The sequence below is a fragment of the Microvirga aerophila genome (assembly GCF_003332305.1).
Lineage (GTDB): Bacteria > Pseudomonadota > Alphaproteobacteria > Rhizobiales > Beijerinckiaceae > Microvirga > Microvirga aerophila.
Genome location: NZ_QOIO01000004.1, coordinates 15232 through 31756 on the forward strand (window position 1 = coordinate 15232; position 16525 = coordinate 31756).

The following is a 16525-nucleotide window of genomic DNA, read 5'->3' on the forward strand; positions in this document are numbered from 1 at the left end:
GAATGACCAGTCTGACGCGCCTGGAATCGGACACCCTCAGGCGACTCGAAGAGATGCGCTCCACCTTCGACAAGCTTCGCGCGGAGCGCATCCGGGCGGAAGGCGAGGTCGACCGCCTGACCCACGAGCTCGACCGGGCGCGGGAACTCGCCAGGACTGAGTTCGGCACCGATGACGAGGCGGAGATCCAGCGCCTGATCGAGGGTGCGCTGGCGCAAAACGCCAAGCTTGTTGAGGATTTCGGTATGGCGCTGCGGGACATCGAAGCCCGCCTGAAGCAGCTCGGAGGCGAGCCTTGATGGCTGTCGAGGGTATGGAGCACCATTTGGCTCGCGTGGAGGCCTCCGCTGCTCGCGCGGAGGGCCGCCGGGATGCCGTGGAAGCACGGATCAGCCAGCTTACGCGCGAGGTCGAGCTTGCCAAGGGACGACTCGCGGTCAAGGACGAGGTCGAGACGTTCATCGAAGCCGTGCACGGCAGCGCGAGCCGACGCAACCTGGCGGCCTTCGAGACCCTGCTCACCGCCCTTGTGCAGGAGGTGCTGCCTGGTGAGAAGCCGGTCGCGCTCGACCTTTCGACGGAGCGCGGCCTGGCGTCCTTGGACATCTGCGTGGCGCGGCCGGACGGCTCCCTGGAAGACGTGTTGGAGGACAATGGCGGTGCCCTTACCAACGTCATCGGCATGGCGCTGAGGCTGATCGCGGTCGTGAAGGCCGATGTGGCCCGTTTTCTGGCGCTCGACGAGGCGGATTGTTGGATCGCGCCAGATCGCGTCGCCTCCTTCTACCGCGTGCTGGAGGACGGGGCAGCGCGCCTCGGCGTGCAGTGCCTTGCGGTATCGCACCATGATTTGTCCCAGTTCTCCGGGCAGTTCCATATCGCTCGCATCGTCGGTGAGCCGCTGTCCGGCGTCGATGTTCAGTCGGCGGATTGCAGCGCGGCATGGGACGAAGCAAAGCCAGGCTTGCGCTACATCCGCCTCGTCAATGTGCAGGCCTACAAGGATGCGACGCTTCATCTCGGTCCCGGCGTCAATGCGCTGATCGGGCCGAACAACCGCGGCAAGTCGACCTTCATCCGGGCGCTGCGGGCGGTGTTCTATGGGGAGGCGCGGGACAGCTTAGTGCGGGCCGGCGCGAAGTCGGCAAGGGTCGAGATCGGGGTTGCCGGAAACCGGACCTTGCGCTTCCTGCGCCAGCCGCGCCGGACGCCGGTCAACATCTGGTCCCTGCATGAAGCGGATGGCTCCATCGTCGAGGAGCAGGGGATGCGGTACGAGACCGGCGGCCGTACTGTCCCGGACTGGGTGGCGGACCTGTTTCAGATCAGGAAGGTGGAGGAGCTCGACGTTCACATCGCCCATCAGAAGTTCCCAGTCTTCCTCCTTGGCGAAACCGCCTCTCGTCGCTCGGCGGTGCTGTCGATCGGCCAGGAAGCAAGCTACATCCGCGACATGCTGGTCATTCACCGCGAGCGTTGCGTTCGGGACAGTGCCCTCGTGCGCAATGGCGAGCGAGAACTGATCTCCTTGACCGAAATGCTCGACGGCTTGAAGGAGCTTGAACCGCTGAAACAGCGGCTCGCTTCCACCCGCCGACAGATGGCGGAGATCAAGAGCGTCTCGGCGCATCTGCAGAACCTGCAGGTCCGCGCAGCGTCGCTGGTCGAGCTTCGAAAGAAACTCGCTGGGGCACAGGCGCGAGCCGAGATCACAAGCACATTGCCCGCCTCTGAGCGTCTCATCACGCTGACGAGCAATCTTGAGCGCGCGCGCGAGCGGGATCGCGTTGGCCGACAGGTTCTCGAACTTGCGGGCGCGCTGTCTCGCGCCAAGGCACGCCTTGCGTCCCTGAAGGCTCTCCCGGAGGCTGTTCCCGCTCTTGAAAACACATCCTCAGGTCAAAATATCCTAGGTCGCCTGGAGGAGTTTCGCAAAGCTGCCGCGATTGCCCAGGATCGGCTGGCTCGCATTGATGAGGGCATCAAATCCGTGCAGGCTGACATGGCGCGCCTCATAGAGGATACCGGCGGGCTCTGCCCGACCTGCGGGTCTCCCGTCAGCGCCGACAACCTTCTGGACCACCACGCCCATTCGCCTATGGAACGGTTAACCGCATGATCTTATCCGGAGAACGTCTCGCACCTGTGTCCTGTAAGGGGCTTCTCGTCATCGGGGACCCGCATGTGGGATCGCGCCGTCCTGGACGCCGCAAGGATACGCAGTGGCCGCTCCCCGTGCTCGCCAAGCTCGAGCGTTGCGTCGCCATCGCCAACGAGCGCGATCTCGCCGTGGTGATCCTTGGCGATCTGTTCGACCGTCCGGTGGAGACAGACGAAGCCTTGAAGAACCAGCTCATTCGCACACTGAAGGGCTTCAGGCGCCGGCCTCTCGTCAATGTGGGAAACCACGATATTCAGCACACGACCCTCACCGACAATGACACACTGGCGCTGCTCGGGCTTTGCGATGTGGTCGACGTGGTCGCCGCCTCTGCTCCGGTGGCCGAGTTTCAGATCGGCGAGCGGCGCGTTGGCGTGGGCATGACGCCGTATGGCCAGACCATTCCGACGGATGTGCGCGGCTCCTTCTCAGGCGCCGATCTGCACACTTGGTTCACGCATCACGACATCGCATTCGACGGAGGATATCCCGGAGCAGTGCCGCCCTTTGCGGTCGAAGGGTGCGATCTTCTCGTCAACGGGCACATTCACAAGACCCAGAAGGGGATTACGGCCGGGCGCACGCGCTGGATGAACCCTGGCAATATTACACGTCAGTCGGTCGATCTCGTGGATCACGTTCCCCGCGCGTGGATTCTCGATGGCGGCGGTGAGCTGGAAGCGCAGGCTTTGCCTTTCGAGACGAACGTGTTCGACCTGACCGGACGGGTGGTCGATGCGGCGGATGGGTCCGTGGTCGCACGGGAGGTCGAGAGTGCGTTCGTGACCCTGCTTCAGGCCGAGTCTCCGACGGAGTTGAAGCGCAGTGGCGACGGCTCGATCGTGCGCGACGAGATCGAAGCCAAGTTCATGCAGGACGACACCTCGGATGCAGTGAGGGCCATCGTGCGGTCTCTGCTGGGCGAGGCTGTCGAGCGCCACGCCAACAGCTAGAACGCAAAGGGATCCGAATAGGGCAGGCGGCGTCGACGCACCTGGGTTTCCGGCAGGATCGGGCGGCTGATATCGACGCTGATCAGGCCTTCGCAGGCGAGCGCCAGCACGGCCGCCACGCCGTCCGCCGTGTTCATCACGGTGCTGGCGCAATCGACAAGCTTCATGGCCCCGGTCTCATCGAGTTGGTGGAGGATGCGCACCCGGTCCCCGGCCGTCACGGGCGTGCGCTTGCACGCCATGATGAGGCGAACGGTCGTGAAGCGTGGTTCGGCCCGAATGCTCGCCGCCGTCTCGATCATAAAGGGACGCCCGTCGGCTGAGGTCGTGCCATGGAGAGCGGCGGCCCGCATGGGATGGAGCATGAGGTCTTCGTCGGTCACCACATCCACGAGGTAAGACGAGCCGTCCCGGATGATCTCGAAATCCGCCACGTGCTCGATCGTCCGGTCGCCGAACTGGAATTCGGCGGACTCGGCCGGCGCGCGCAGGGATTCCACCTCCGGGTCGAACTCGCAGATGGTCAGAAAATCGGTGATGAGCACATTGCGCGTCAGGGGAGTGGCCGCCTGCTTCCGGGCTCGTCGCGTGGCTGGGCGGCGGGACGAAAGATCAAGGAGAGCTTGGGCTGACATCAGGTTCTCCAGCGTAGCAGTGGCTGTGGGCAAGACCTCCTGGCAGGCTCACCGTAAGTGTTGACTTGTTGTTGTATCGAGAACAAATATAGAACAATCAGTTTTCCGTCAAACCCCTTCCAGCATCGAAGCGAAGATTTGCGGCGTTCGAGGATAGCTTGACTGTCATGATCTTGAGACAAAACGCCGCTGCCGGAAAAACGCTTAGGAAACAGGCATTAAGGCCCCTTGAATACGCCCCTGGAACTGGACGGAATCAGCTGATTTTGCTATAGAACAAAGAACGAACACGCCCGCCTCGCGAGAGGCATGCACAAGAGCGTGAGACCGGTTGCGGGCTCCTGTGAAAGTTAGGATCGAGGATGAATACGACAGACAAGAAAATTGCCGAGGTGCTTGCGAAGTTCGGTGAACCCATGGCCGGCAACGTCTGGCGCGTCCAAGGCACGGCCGTGATCTATCACAAGGCTTTGGAGCGCATCGCCGCGCAGGCCCAGATCCAGTTCGACACGCCGACGATTGTTCGCGCCGAGCGCGACGAGGCCGTCATTCTGGTGACGGGTCGAATGGGTGAGCGGCTCGAATGGTCCATCGGCGAGGCGCTGATCGGCGTCAACTATCGCGTCTCCGGCAAGCAGGCGGCCTATGTCTATGCCATGGCCGAGAAGCGCGCCAAGGATCGGGTGATCCTCAAGCTCATCGAGCTGCACGGCCTCGTCTACTCGGAGGAGGAAGCCGACGAGTTCAAGAACAGCCGCCCGGTCACGGCCGAGCAGCATGTGGAGGTCGAGAAATCCGAGAAGACCAAGGTGGAAGTTGTCGGCTCCGACAGCGCCATCGAGGCCGATCTCAAGCAGAAGATCACCAAGGCCAAGACCATCAACGCGGTCACGGACCTGATGCTGGGCGCGGACACGCAGCGTATCTTGGGCGACCTGCCGGAAGGCGTGCGCGATGAAATTCGCGACTTTGCGAAGGCCCGGCTCGTGGAGCTTGGCTGGCCGACCAAGAAGGCGGCCTGATCGTCCAAACTCTTCGATGCGAGGCGGCCCAACGCCGCCTCGCTCATACCTTTCAAGACACGCCTCGGCGCGGCGCATTCCAGTCGGTAGATGCAGAACTCCTCCGCTACGGCCGCAGCCTACGACCAGGGTTCGTTGACCCTGTCCGAACACTTGGTCGGCTCTGTCGAGCGTGTGACGTTTCACAACGATGATACTGGCTTTTGTGTGCTCAAGGTCCGGGCGCGCGGTCACCGCAGGCCGATCACAGTTGTCGGCCACGCGCCCAGCGTCGCCCTCGGCGGGGTCGTCGAGGCCAGCGGGAACTGGCTGAACGATCGCAACCACGGTGTCCAGTTCCGGGCGAGTTCCCTTGCGACCTCCGCGCCGACGAGCGCCGAGGATCTCCAAAAGTACCTTGGATCGGGTTTGCTTCGAGGCGTCGGGCCTTCCTGCGCCCAACGTTTGATCGCATCCTTCGGAACGCGCATCCTGGATGTGATCGAGCGGCGTCCGCACGACCTGACCCGTGTGCACGGGATTGGGATGGCAAAGGCGCAAAGCATCGCGGAGGCCTGGGCCGAACACCGCGCCTTGCGCGACATCGCATCTTTCCTGCGAGAGCATGAGATCGGCGGTTTCCTGCTCATGCGGATCTATCGCGTCTATGGGGCGGATGCGATCGAGACGATCTCTGGCAACCCGTACCGCCTCGCACTGGATATCCCGGGTTTCGAATTCGCCGCCGCCGATCAGATCGCCATGCGGCTTGCCATCGATTCGAAAGCTTTCGTGCGGCTGCAGGCCGGCCTGACGAGCGTTCTGGCGGATGCGGTCAAGGAAGGCCATTCAGGCCTCCCGGCGGATGAAGTGGTCCGGCAGGCAAGCGCATTGCTGGAGGTTCCGGAGGCCGGGTTGCAGCCGGTCCTGGAAACCCAGTGTAAGGCAGGCCGGCTGATTGCCGACAATCTGGATGCAAGGCAATGCGTCTTCCTGAAGAGCCTCTACGGAGCGGAGCTCTTCATCGCCCAGCGCCTGAAGGATTTGGCGAGAGGCCCTCATCCGTGGAGCAACTTGAACGTCGAGGAGGTCATAACCCGCATCGAAGCATCGGCCCGGTTTGCGTACTCGCCAAGCCAGCGCGAGGCTTTCATGGCTGCCGGCCGCGAGAAGGTGCTGGTTGTGACGGGCGGGCCGGGCGTCGGCAAGACCACACTCATCAGAGGCCTGACGCATCTGTCGGAAGAGCAGGGGCTCAAGGTCGCGCTCTGCGCACCGACAGGGCGCGCCGCCAAGCGCTTGTCCGAGAGCACCGGATTTCCGGCCAAGACGATCCACCGGCTCCTGGAAGCCTCCGAGGGCGGCTTCCGCCGCAATGCCCAAGCGCCGCTCGATTGCGATCTCCTGGTGGTGGACGAAGCCTCCATGCTGGACATCCGGCTGACGGCGGCTCTGATGCGCGCTTTGCCGGATGAAGCATCCCTGCTGCTCGTCGGAGATGTGGATCAGTTGCCGTCCATCGGCCCGGGCCAAGTTCTTGCCGACATCATCGGGTCTAGGGCCATACCGGTCGTTCACCTCAAGGAGGTTTTTCGCCAAGAGCAGGAAAGCCGCATCATCGCGGCGGCTCACGCCATCAATCGCGGAGCCATGCCTGAGCTTGAGGCGAGGTCGGATTCTGATTTCTTCTTCGTTGAGGCGGACAATCCCGCAGACGCCACCGCCAAGATCACAACTCTCGTTCGAGACCGCATTCCCAGGAAGTTCGACCTCGACCCCGTGCGGGACATCCAGGTGCTCTGCCCCATGAACCGGGGACGGCTCGGCACGCATATGCTGAATGCCGAATTACAGCAGATCTTCAATCCGCCAGGGCCGGACAGCATCCACCGGGCGGGCTGGATCTTCGGTCCGGGCGACAAGGTCATGCAGGTCAGAAACGACTATGACCGGGACGTCTACAACGGCGAGGTGGGGATCGTTCGTGAGGTCAGACGGGGCGATCGCGAACTCAGCGTCGCGTTCGACGACAGACTCGTGGTGTACTCGTTCAAGGAGCTCGACGAGTTGGTTCTCGCTTACGCCATGACGATCCATAAGGCGCAAGGGTCGGAATATTCGGCCGTGGTCATCCCGGTGGCCCTTCATCAAGCGCCGATGCTGCGACGCAAGCTCCTTTACACGGGTGTCACCCGCGGCAGCCGCCTGGTCATTCTGGTCGGCAGCCGTGCGGCCCTCGCGCAAGCGGTCGCCGCCGAGGAAGAGCCACGCTGGTCAAGGTTGCGAACCTGGCTCCAGTCCTGACCGCAAAGCTTGGCGCCTTCCATACCGACCTCGGCATGCCTATAATAGGGTTCGACCAGATATGGGATCCGCATGAGCATCGGCACGGAACAGACCAGGCCTCGGGAGCGGCAGTTCGGCCGCGGCTTGATCGTGGCCGGCGTCCTGTGCCTCGTCGCATCGGGCGGGCTGCTCTGGTGGCGCTATGGCGGCTCCGTCTTCAACGACATGGTCCTGGCCGGCCTCGCCATGTGCTTCTGAATCAGGCCGGTGCGTGATGTCCGCGCCAAGCCGTGGCTCGTCTTGTTCCATCGGAATGGCGAGGTGGCGAGCTCTACCAGACTACGCCAGGCGGCCGCGCTCACGAGCACGTAGTAGACCGGCAGGAGTGCCACCCATGGCAGCAGCCGCCACAGCTTGCGGCGCCCGAGAGCCACGCAGGCCGGGATGACGATTGCCGCCGCGCCCGAAACGAAAAGCGCATACGATCCAGCCGACCACGCAGCATGCCATGAACCACCTAGGGTGTCTGGAGATCCGCGCAGGAGTGAGGCGAGGAAAAGCCCTGTGAAGAACGGATATCCGAGGGCGCTGAGCACGGTCCCGAACGTGATCGCAAGCGCTCCGAGAAATCGCCAGGGCCCAAGCTGGGCCAGGGTTGTTCGAGGGTTGCGCGAGTGGGCCACGCAGGTTTGAACGTAGCCTTTCATCCAGCGCGTGCGCTGATTCATCCAGGCGCGCAGGGTAATCGGCGCTTCCTCCAGGGTGGAGGAGGGGAGGTCCGCCGAACTAGAGTCCTTTTCAGTCCAATAATGTCCGATGTACAAGCAAAAAGACTTGTGTTCCTAATGACGTAGGTCTTCTAGCATCCAGCTTTGTCCGCTACAATCCGGCTTTGAAGGTGGGGAAGACGGTGGGGAATAGCCGATGCCAAGACAGCTTCACACGTTGAGCGCCAGAACAGTCGCGGCACTCTCAGAGCCAGGGCGGCACTCGGATGGAGGAGGGCTCTACCTCAACATCTCGCCCAGTGGTGCGCGCTCTTGGGTGTTCATGTGGAAGGTGGCCGGCAAACGCCGGGAGATGGGGCTCGGTCCCTTACGGGACGTACCCCTGGCCAAGGCCCGTGAGAGAGCCGCAGAAGCCCGCCAGAAGCTGGCAGGCGGACTTGACCCAATTGCAGCCCGGAAGAGGCCCAAGGTGATGACATTCGGCGAGGCGGCGGATGCTCTTTTCGACAACCTCTCCTCGTCTTGGCGAAATGAGAAGCATCGGGCTCAGTGGAAGATGACTGTCACTACGTACTGCGCGCCATTCCGGTCCAAGCCGGTTTCAGAAGTAGCAATTGAAGATGTCCTGAAAGTTTTGCAGCCTCTGTGGAGGACTAAACCTGAAACCGCGTCGCGTCTGCGAGGACGCATTGAGCGAGTGCTTGATTTTGCCCGTGTACGAGGGCAGCGGTCGGGTGAAAATCCTGCCCGGTGGCGGGGGCATTTAGACGCAATTTTGCCCAAACACGCTAGGCTCACACGTGGGCACCACAAGGCTATGCCCTTCGATGAAGTGCCCATCTTTGTTGCTGCCTTGCGAGAGCGGAAGGGGATTGCCGCACGGGCACTGGAGTTCCTAGTCCTGACGGCGGCTCGCACGGGCGAAGTGCTCGGAGCCCGGTGGGATGAGGTTGACTTGGAAGCTCGCCTCTGGACCGTGCCAGCAGCTCGGATGAAGGCTGGTCGGGAACATCGGGTTCCGCTCCCAACCCGCGCCGTCGAAATTCTTCGAGAGATGCAGCAAAGCCGCCTCAACGAATTTGTCTTCCCCGGCGTGAAGCGCGGACGACCTCTTTCCGTGAGAGCTTTCCCACTGCTTCTCCAACGTATGGGAGTTGCTGTAACCGTTCATGGCTTCCGGAGCGCGTTCCGGGATTGGGCAGGCGAGCGCACGTCATTTCCACGAGAAGTCGCTGAGGCAGCTCTCGCGCACCTCGTGGGCGATGCTGTCGAGCGGGCTTACCGGCGCGGAGATGCTCTGGAGAAACGGCGGCGCCTCATGGACGCTTGGGCTGGCTTTCTTGGTCAAGGTTCTGGCGCCAATATCGTGCCTCTGAATGCAGGCGCAAGAGGCTCTTCAATCTAAGAACTTAACGATATCCAACAGGTGTTCCCGTGCGGGTGGGCCTTAACGGAAAATCCACCTGTTTGTGCTGGCCGGGGATGACGCAGGAAAAATTTACCGCCATTGTCTATAACTGTCCTACGCGGGTCGGACCGATCCGCTGCTGACCGGTCTTCCACAGGAAGGCTAGCGATAAGGAAAAAGAGAACCGCCCACGACGCCAATCGTGGACGGCTCTGGTGGGTCAAAACCCGCGCTCTTGGACGAGCGGGCTAAGCCTACCGGGGGTTCATGAGATGAGTCAATCACAACTCGTGAACCTCGCCTGTCGCGCCAACTCAACACTAGCGACACAGGAGCCCAAATCTTGGCTTGCCTTACGGACAATCATGGCTGCAGACTGAAGTCTCGGCACCTTCCCAACTACCTCTGACCGGCTTTGTCCGGCTCCCCGGTATCCTTGCCCCGAACGGGCCTATTCCAATCAGCAAATCCACATGGTGGGCGGGCATCAAAGACGGCCGCTATCCCAAGCCCGTGAAGCTCGGGCCGCGCATCACCGCTTGGCGCGTGGAGGACATCCGCGCCCTCATCACAGAGGCCGCGTGATGACACTGAGTTCAGACGCTCGGTAAACTGAACCCATCCCATTCCTGACCGTGCAAAAGAAAGCCCCGAACGAGGGCTTCTCGCACGGGGCATCAAGGTAATTTGCTATGAAGAGACTACACAATCGGCGCTCGCGCCGCAATGCGAACCTGTGCCAACTTCCGCTCTTTGCGTGGGCATCGGCGCAGCCGCTCCATAACCGCCCTCACGTCGTTACAAGGCTCTCGCGACGGTTCGGATTGTCTGCATCCTTGGCCATCACCGTTGCGGAACTTGCTGGCCTTAGCATGGAGGCTGACCATGCATAGCAGTGTTGTCGAACTCCTCGTGCAACGGGATGATTCCCGCGAAGTCTTGAGATTGAAGGGCCGCGAGGCATGGACACTAGCCAGCCTGATTGAAGTAGGTGAGGGCGGTCTCACGCCATTGGAGAGGCCGGCGCCCCGTTGGTCCGCATACGTGCACACCCTGCGCAAGCGCGGTCTTGCTATCGACACGGTAGAAGAGCACCACGCAGGACCTTATCCCGGTGCTCACGGGCGTTACGTCCTACGCGCGCCTCTGACCGTTCTAAAAGTCGTCACTGCGGAGGATAAGCGTCGTTCCGGCAGAGCCGATGCTGTGAGATCCGCACGCAGGAACGACCACAGTGCAGGCTATGCGCCGGATAGCGTTTCCTGAGTCTAAGAAGCTCAGCAGCCGGGGTTTGCGCTCCGGCTGCACCCCTTTTGACAATCATCAAGAGAGAGCGTCCTTGAGCTTCTCAGGGCCGCTGTAAGGCACCTCATGCCCAGACGTCACAATAACAAGGGACGAAGTACAACAGAGCGCTTCGTGTCTCTTCCGCACTACATGCTGCTGTCACCTGCCTGGCGCTCGCTCTCGCCTGTTGCGCGCAGTATCCTTATCGAACTCGCCGCCATCTACAACTGTAGCAACAACGGTCGCCTAGCACTGTCGGCCCGCGATGCCGCCGAACGGATGCGCTGCTCCAAGAACACAGCCGCGCGGGCATTCTTTGAGCTGATACAAAAGGGCTTTGCCGACCTATGCTCTCGCGGGCATTTCGACCGCAAGACTCCGCACGCGGCGGAGTACCGTCTGACGATGCACCGATGCGACCGTACCGGCGAGCGTTCCTCAAAACGCTTTATGAGCTGGCGTCCTGACCAACCAGAATCTGTAGCCGGTACCGCGAGAGGTACAGCCGGTGCCACCACAGAGACAGTAACCCGCCGCACGAAAGAAAATTGCCGGGATCTGTCCCCCACACGGGACCGCTGCAGCCATTTGGAAGCCGCCAACGGTGTCACTACAGGTACACATATAATCTACCAGAGGGGGTGTGGGGTGGAGGAAGTGGAACAACACTCAGGAGCAGTTGCGGGCGGGCAAGTTGGAGGGCACCGCCATGCCTCGTGACCGGTTGCGCCTTACACTTGAGAGCGGGCCCAAGGTGGATCTGGCAAAGCTCATCCCAAGCGGCTCTGGTAGGCCGGGCAGCCATATCCAATGCGTGCTCACCTATGGCTCGGGCGAGATAGTCAGAGCGGATCTCAAGCTGCACGAGGATGGCGGTTTGTTGGAACTGTCATGCGGTAGTGACCGACAGACATTCCCGCTGGTGTTTTCGCCACGGCATTTTGGGGGCCTGCAATGGTATGCCATCTGTCCCAGAAGCAGACGGCGGGCTCGCGTACTCTACAGAACGTTGGAGCGACTGCATTCGCCAGTCGACACGGTTGGGGCCGCAAGGCGGCCTATGCCTCGCAGTTCCTTGACCCTATCGGGCGGGCGTGGCGAACGAAGGCAAAGGTCAAAGCGGCTCTCCTCGGAGAGGAGGATCCAGACGAATGGGACCTGCCGCCCAAGCCGAAAGGCATGCGGTGGGCAACATATGAGAAGTGGGAGGCCGAGTACAATGCCGCTGAGGCGATGCTCAATGCGCATCTAGTCCTGGCAGCAGCGCGGCTGATGAAGTGGCGGTAACCACTAGATTTGGCTATCAACGCTATGCGTCATCCGACCGAGAACGCTCGCGGGCCTTTTGCACAAGAAAGGTCCGAATGAGTCGATGCTCATTCGGACCTCCACCAATGATAGAGGGTCTTGTAGGGATTAGCCTTTAGCGGACGACTTGAACAATCCGACGGGTGCCCGGCTCGACGAGAACAGGGGTGTCGTTGACAATCGTATATCGATAGCCGCGCACGCCGTACTCGGCTGGAACCTCATAATAGGTCACTCCGGATTCAGGTAAAACAGCACCCACGCGAACCTCTTCCGCATAACGGTAGGGTTGCGGGCTCTGTGTGACGACATACTGACGAAACTGGGGCTGCTGTTGCTCGGAGATGCCCCCGACAATCGCACCACCAATTGCGCCAACAGCGGCACCAATCGGGCCGCCAACAATTGCGCCGCCAACCGCACCTGTCGCCGCTCCAGTCGCTGCGCCCCCACCCGACTGCGCGAATACCACAGTCGGCAGTAGGAGCGTCAGAGCGGCTCCAGCGATAAGTATTCTGCGAGACATAAGGGAAAACTCCTGAAAAACTTCATTGTCTCAACGGGCAGGAAGCGCAGCCGTTCCCTTCCAATCATCTTTTGTATGCCCCAACACGACATGCGGAAGGCGCGGCATTCCGGTCAGATGCTGGCCAGCAGAAGACTTACCCCGATGAACGAACCAATTGAGGCAACAAAAAGCACGGATGCGCGCTGGAACGACGGGCCGGTATTGGGGAGGTGCTCAGAGTACGAATGAATGTTCCGTACGGCTTCGGAATGTCGGATGGTGTTCATAAGCTTCTCCTGCATGCGGGTTAACAGCGGTCGGTCAGCAAACGCAGGCAGATTCCAGTCTATTCCATCACGAAGTTTTTAGGAATGTTTCAAGCGCACTCGCTCAGGCTCTATATCTTTTCAGCCATAGCCGTGACGCAGCTCTAGCGAGGAGATTTCCAATCCGAAGTCAATAGAGCGCTTTGACGCCGAGGGGTGCGCTCTATAGCTACCCAAGTTGCTCCTTTCCAACGTGGAGGCCCTCACGCTACCTTCATCTTCCATGGCTCAATAAGCTTAAGCGGCACTAGGGGGCAATCTTTGCGTAATCCAAGACAGTCCAACGCCTTCGTTGCATGTGCTTTCGTGTTGTTTGCTTCTTCTGCCTCGGCAGAAACGTCGGATGCCGACTTCCCGCTGATCCCCCTGCCTCCCGTCATTGAGGAGCTCATAGGGATGCCACAAGCTTATACACCAGGGCGTCGGGCTCATCTCGACACTATCAGGCGTGAGGCAGAGCAAGCGGGCCTTCCTGCCGAGATTGCGGATGCAGTGGCGCAGGTTGAGAGTGCTTACAATCCGCGAGCTGTGGGGGGCGTTGGTGAGGTCGGACTCATGCAGATACGCCCGACGACCGCGGCGATGCTCGGCTACAGGGGCACCTTGAATGGGCTGTTCGAGCCTGAGACCAACATCCGCTATGGGGTCATGTATCTGGCTCGTTCCTGGAAGCTTGCTGATGGCAACCTCTGCCGCACCTTGATGAAATACCGCGCCGGTCATGGCGAGGAGCGTATGACACAGCTCTCCGTGGAGTATTGCCAGCGGGTCCGGAGCCACTTAGCCACAATCGGATCTCCACTGGGGGCTGGAGCCGTTCCTGCAAAAGGTGTGGCTTCCACTCCCTTTGGAGCAGCCAGGACTGTGGTAAGCGCTGACATCAAGGCAGTGGCCAGATCTGTTGCTTTCACCCCTGTCAGGAGAGAGGGGAGCGCAACTTCAGCTGTCCACGTTTTACCTCCTCAGCGACCCGCGAAGGGATTACGGCTGGCGATGGCAGGCCCACCCGGACTGTCTCCTGCAGAAGCCCGTAACCTCGTTCGACTTCAGGAAAAACAGAAAGCCAGAAGGATGGCAGTTCGGCAGATGTGGGCTGCCCATGAGGCGCGGATGCGGACCATAACCGCGAGGCTAAGGCCAGAAAGTCTCCGCATTGCAAGCGGGAGTTGAAGGGTGCCCGCATGGAAGAGGATCGTCTGTCCAGGCCTGAAAAGGGCGTGCGGTGGCGCACTTATGAGCGATGGGGGGCTAAGTACGATGCGGAGAAGATGCTGGATGCGCAACTCATCATGGCAGCAGCGCGGATGATGAAGCGGCTGTAGCGACGAAGTATGTGTGGTCGTCTTAGCTAGAAAGGCCGGTCTGCAGTCTTTGGGCCGCACGGGAGTAGCTCAGGTTCTTACAGTCACCTGACTATCGCCTCCAGAGTGGCATTTCGCGGACAGCACAACCTCTATGCAAATGTCCTTTGGATTTGCCTCTCCAGCTTGTCAATCTCTCGCACGTAGGGATCACGTCGCTCGCGATGGCACTTCGCGAGTGTTGCAATGGCTCTCTGTTTGAGAGGCTCTTCGATTGGGCTCTTCAGGATCGTCTCCCGATCCTTCTGAAACTCAAAATCGATGTCGGCCAAAGCCCCCAGCAATGACTGCATCAAAGGCAGAATATCTGGCGAGTAGGTGTCAGGAGGCTGTCGAGACGTTCCCGAGATCAAGCGTTTGAGCATGGCAGACGACATTGTGGTCCTCCGAGTTCTTGCTGTTCTTGAGTAACGTCGCTGACGCGCGACGCTATGGTGTGAGGCTCTGGTGCAGATCTACGGAGAGCAGGCCTGGCTCTTGAGAAATTGGAGACTAATGGAGCACCTCTGGGCGCTCAGTCATAAAAAGGGACGGCCGCTTCCAGACGAAAAAATGATTCTGGTCCGCAAGGCCCAAATCCTGAACCTTTTCGAGGCGCGCGATTTGCGCCTCGACGGCTGCGAGTTGACGCTCAAGTCGGCTGATTTGCCGGCGCTTGCTCGGCAGCAGCTTCTTTTTATTGCCTTTCATTGACTCACCCCATGCACAGCGATGCCATCGCCCTCTTAAACTGATGCTTAGCAATATGCTGGCGGTAACCGCGCCCCGAAATCTCGCCTCGTATGCATGGGACTATGCTGATTCGGGAGCAATCGGTCTGTCGGGAAGCCGACACACCGCAAGGGTTTTTTAACTTACATTAAACTGCTGCGGTGAGTTGAATGGGTGAATAGGTGAAGGTGCGGCTCCTTAGAAAAAGGATTTGGGCGAGCGAGACCCACCCAAGCCGAAGGTCATGCGGTGGGCTACCTACGAGCGGTGGGTAGCAGATATGACGCCGCCGAGGATATGCTTAATAGTCAGCCTGCCGTGGCAGGGGCGCGGCTGATAAAACGGCTTTACGTGAGGTCCACGGTTAGTCCAACCAGGACTGGAGGAGCGGCTTGGCGAGTTGCAGCTGTCTCACAATGCCCTGGTGTGGGACACCCCTTCCCTGAAGATAGGTTTGGATCTGCAGCTTGGCATCTTCCCACGACATACCCTGCTGATAGCAGCATTCCAGGTACTTCAATGTCCGTTCGCGGTTTAGCTCAGGAACCGCTAGGGGCGCTTGCTCATCCATGAAGCACTGAGCAACCAGGTCTTCGCACGCCATTGGCGCCTCCAGGCATATCGCTGGCACAATGGCATAGTATGTTCTTTGCGCATGCTAAGCGCTAGCTCGTCGAGCCCACAGCACGGGTGACGAAGTTGCGTTGGCCAAGAGATTCCGATTTGGGAATCGGAACGCTCCAGCCTTTCCAACTGGGGCGGTCCCGTTCCTGTAACCACTGGCTTATGCCTGTTTCGGATGAGCAGTCGGGTGATGTGCAGACCTCAGCGCTGTAACGCTGTAAATCGCAAGCGCTGCCCAGATGGCCGCAAAGGCTAGCGCCTCAACCCACCCAAATGCCTCGCCATAAACGAGCACGCCAAGTGCAAGTTGGCCTGTTGGCGCCAGGTACTGCAGCAAGCCGATGGTTGAGAGCTTTAGCCTCCGAGCTGCCGCTGCAAACCAGATGAGGGGTGCCGCTGTGCTCAGTCCGGTTAGGACGAGCAGAAAGTCGAGGCTCCAGTCGCCTTGAAAGGCAATGGTACTGCCTTGGAGCAGGGTGAGCCCTAGGTAGCCAAGCGCCAGAGGTGTGAGCAGCAGAGACTCGATGCTGAAGCCAATCAAGGGACTGACTGGTACAGTCTTTCTGACAAGGCCATAGACGCCGAAGCTGAGAGCCAGCGTCAGTGCAACCCATGGCATCTCGCCCGACGACACAGCAAGCAGAAGTACGCCGGCACCCGCAAGCCCACATGCCACCACCTGCGCTGGATGAAGCCTCTCCCTGAGGAAGAGAACGCCGAGGGCAACATTGATGAGCGGGTTGATGAAGTACCCCAAGCTCGTTTGAACAAGATGACCGTTATTCACCGCCCAAATGTAGACCAGCCAATTCACACCAATCAGTCCGGCTGAAAGGCATAGCAGCGCAAGCCGTCGGCTGAAGACCAGGGCGTCAGTGAGCTGCCGCACCTGCCGAGCGAAGACAATCAGGCCCAGAGCGAACAGGCTTGACCATACGATGCGATAAGCAAGGATTTGGAGGGGTGGCACAGCCGAGAGAAGCTTGAAGTGAAGTGGGACGACCAGGCCCCACATGAAGAACGCAGCAAGCGCGTAAAGGACCCCGGCTTTCGCCGTGGCTGCCTCAGAAGCAGCAGGCTCGGTAGATGTCTTCCTTCTTTCTTCCAGTTGATGTTGCATAGGCTAGCCGTCTTCCCCTCAAGCGCTTGGGTCCGTCCTAGTTGAATTAAGATGGGACGGATAGGTGCTATGCGCCTTGCCGGGTTAGTGATGGTCTAACCTGTCAAC

At 60.4% G+C, this 16525-nt stretch carries 18 protein-coding genes and 1 pseudogene; 13 read left to right on the forward strand and 6 right to left on the reverse strand.

The annotated features are described in order from the left end of the window. Positions 1-2 precede the first annotated feature (2 nt). The 3 genes from DRB19_RS03525 to DRB19_RS03535 are packed head-to-tail and all read left to right on the forward strand — an operon-like array spanning position 3 to position 3114. Positions 3-299, forward strand: coding sequence for a hypothetical protein (locus DRB19_RS03525; protein WP_114184661.1), 297 nt, complete (start codon positions 3-5; stop codon positions 297-299). After that, positions 299-2119 carry an AAA family ATPase gene (locus DRB19_RS03530; protein ID WP_114184662.1) on the forward strand — a complete coding sequence of 607 codons (1821 nt, stop codon included), beginning with the start codon at positions 299-301 and terminating at the stop codon, positions 2117-2119. The genes DRB19_RS03525 and DRB19_RS03530 overlap by 1 nt, the downstream gene beginning before the upstream one ends. Continuing rightward, the gene (locus tag DRB19_RS03535) at positions 2116-3114 is read left to right on the forward strand and encodes a metallophosphoesterase family protein (protein ID WP_114184663.1); all 999 of its coding nucleotides are present in this window, start codon (positions 2116-2118) and stop codon (positions 3112-3114) included. Before DRB19_RS03530 ends, DRB19_RS03535 begins: the two co-directional genes overlap by 4 nt. Here DRB19_RS03535 and DRB19_RS03540 read toward each other — a convergent pair. Beyond that, complete coding sequence (locus DRB19_RS03540; RefSeq protein ID WP_114184664.1) at positions 3111-3749, reverse strand: hypothetical protein; 639 nt, start codon at positions 3747-3749, stop codon at positions 3111-3113. The genes DRB19_RS03535 and DRB19_RS03540 overlap by 4 nt on opposite strands. A gap of 362 nt (positions 3750-4111) precedes the next feature. Here DRB19_RS03540 and DRB19_RS03545 point away from each other — a divergent pair, with 362 nt between their 5' ends. From DRB19_RS03545 to DRB19_RS30565, 3 genes are all read left to right on the forward strand, one after another. Continuing rightward, positions 4112-4771, forward strand: a complete 660-nt coding sequence (locus tag DRB19_RS03545; RefSeq protein WP_114184665.1) for a trna delta -isopentenylpyrophosphate transferase — start codon at positions 4112-4114, stop codon at positions 4769-4771. A 90-nt stretch (positions 4772-4861) separates the two neighbouring features. Next, on the forward strand, positions 4862-7054 hold the full coding sequence (gene recD2 / locus DRB19_RS03550; protein ID WP_114184666.1) for an SF1B family DNA helicase RecD2: 2193 nt from the start codon (positions 4862-4864) through the stop codon (positions 7052-7054). A gap of 72 nt (positions 7055-7126) precedes the next feature. Beyond that, positions 7127-7294 (forward strand): hypothetical protein, encoded by a 168-nt coding sequence (locus DRB19_RS30565; protein WP_170148900.1) that lies wholly within the window; start codon positions 7127-7129, stop codon positions 7292-7294. Here the strand turns inward: DRB19_RS30565 and DRB19_RS29725 are convergent. Further along, positions 7237-7764, reverse strand: a complete 528-nt coding sequence (locus tag DRB19_RS29725; RefSeq protein WP_147022713.1) for a glycosyltransferase — start codon at positions 7762-7764, stop codon at positions 7237-7239. The two genes, DRB19_RS30565 and DRB19_RS29725, sit on opposite strands and share 58 nt — an antisense overlap. A gap of 196 nt (positions 7765-7960) precedes the next feature. Here DRB19_RS29725 and DRB19_RS03555 point away from each other — a divergent pair. After that, positions 7961-8974 (forward strand): annotated as a pseudogene (locus DRB19_RS03555) (tyrosine-type recombinase/integrase); the annotation flags it as partial. 3 nt (positions 8975-8977) lie between these two features. Here the strand turns inward: DRB19_RS03555 and DRB19_RS31655 are convergent. Then, the gene (locus tag DRB19_RS31655) at positions 8978-9112 is read right to left on the reverse strand and encodes a hypothetical protein (protein WP_308494351.1); all 135 of its coding nucleotides are present in this window, start codon (positions 9110-9112) and stop codon (positions 8978-8980) included. A 408-nt stretch (positions 9113-9520) separates the two neighbouring features. Here DRB19_RS31655 and DRB19_RS03560 point away from each other — a divergent pair, with 408 nt between their 5' ends. The 3 genes from DRB19_RS03560 (at position 9521) to DRB19_RS03570 (ending at position 11746) form a co-directional block, all read left to right on the forward strand. Further along, positions 9521-9757 carry a helix-turn-helix transcriptional regulator gene (locus DRB19_RS03560; RefSeq protein ID WP_245439262.1) on the forward strand — a complete coding sequence of 79 codons (237 nt, stop codon included), beginning with the start codon at positions 9521-9523 and terminating at the stop codon, positions 9755-9757. A 300-nt stretch (positions 9758-10057) separates the two neighbouring features. Then, the gene (locus DRB19_RS03565) at positions 10058-10438 is read left to right on the forward strand and encodes a winged helix domain-containing protein (protein WP_245439263.1); all 381 of its coding nucleotides are present in this window, start codon (positions 10058-10060) and stop codon (positions 10436-10438) included. Between the two features lie 975 nt (positions 10439-11413). Then, positions 11414-11746: a hypothetical protein gene (locus DRB19_RS03570; RefSeq protein ID WP_114184668.1), complete on the forward strand. Its 333-nt coding sequence runs from the start codon at positions 11414-11416 to the stop codon at positions 11744-11746. Between the two features lie 136 nt (positions 11747-11882). On the opposite strand, the gene DRB19_RS03575 is transcribed toward DRB19_RS03570, so the two are convergent. Continuing rightward, positions 11883-12293: a DUF1236 domain-containing protein gene (locus DRB19_RS03575; RefSeq protein WP_114184669.1), complete on the reverse strand. Its 411-nt coding sequence runs from the start codon at positions 12291-12293 to the stop codon at positions 11883-11885. A 113-nt stretch (positions 12294-12406) separates the two neighbouring features. Then, positions 12407-12562 carry a hypothetical protein gene (locus DRB19_RS29730; protein ID WP_162815572.1) on the reverse strand — a complete coding sequence of 52 codons (156 nt, stop codon included), beginning with the start codon at positions 12560-12562 and terminating at the stop codon, positions 12407-12409. A 435-nt stretch (positions 12563-12997) separates the two neighbouring features. Here DRB19_RS29730 and DRB19_RS31805 point away from each other — a divergent pair, with 435 nt between their 5' ends. The 3 genes from DRB19_RS31805 to DRB19_RS29740 all read left to right on the forward strand — a co-directional run bounded on the left by DRB19_RS31805 (position 12998) and on the right by DRB19_RS29740 (position 14655). Beyond that, entirely contained in the window at positions 12998-13771 is a 774-nt protein-coding gene (locus DRB19_RS31805) for a lytic transglycosylase domain-containing protein (protein WP_114184782.1), read from the forward strand. A gap of 11 nt (positions 13772-13782) precedes the next feature. Continuing rightward, a complete protein-coding gene (locus DRB19_RS29735; RefSeq protein ID WP_162815573.1) occupies positions 13783-13923 on the forward strand; it encodes a hypothetical protein in 141 nt (46 codons plus the stop codon). 486 nt (positions 13924-14409) lie between these two features. Continuing rightward, complete coding sequence (locus tag DRB19_RS29740; protein WP_162815574.1) at positions 14410-14655, forward strand: hypothetical protein; 246 nt, start codon at positions 14410-14412, stop codon at positions 14653-14655. 802 nt (positions 14656-15457) lie between these two features. Here the strand turns inward: DRB19_RS29740 and rarD are convergent. Beyond that, entirely contained in the window at positions 15458-16417 is a 960-nt protein-coding gene (rarD, locus tag DRB19_RS03600) for an EamA family transporter RarD (RefSeq protein WP_114184672.1), read from the reverse strand. Positions 16418-16525 lie beyond the last annotated feature (108 nt).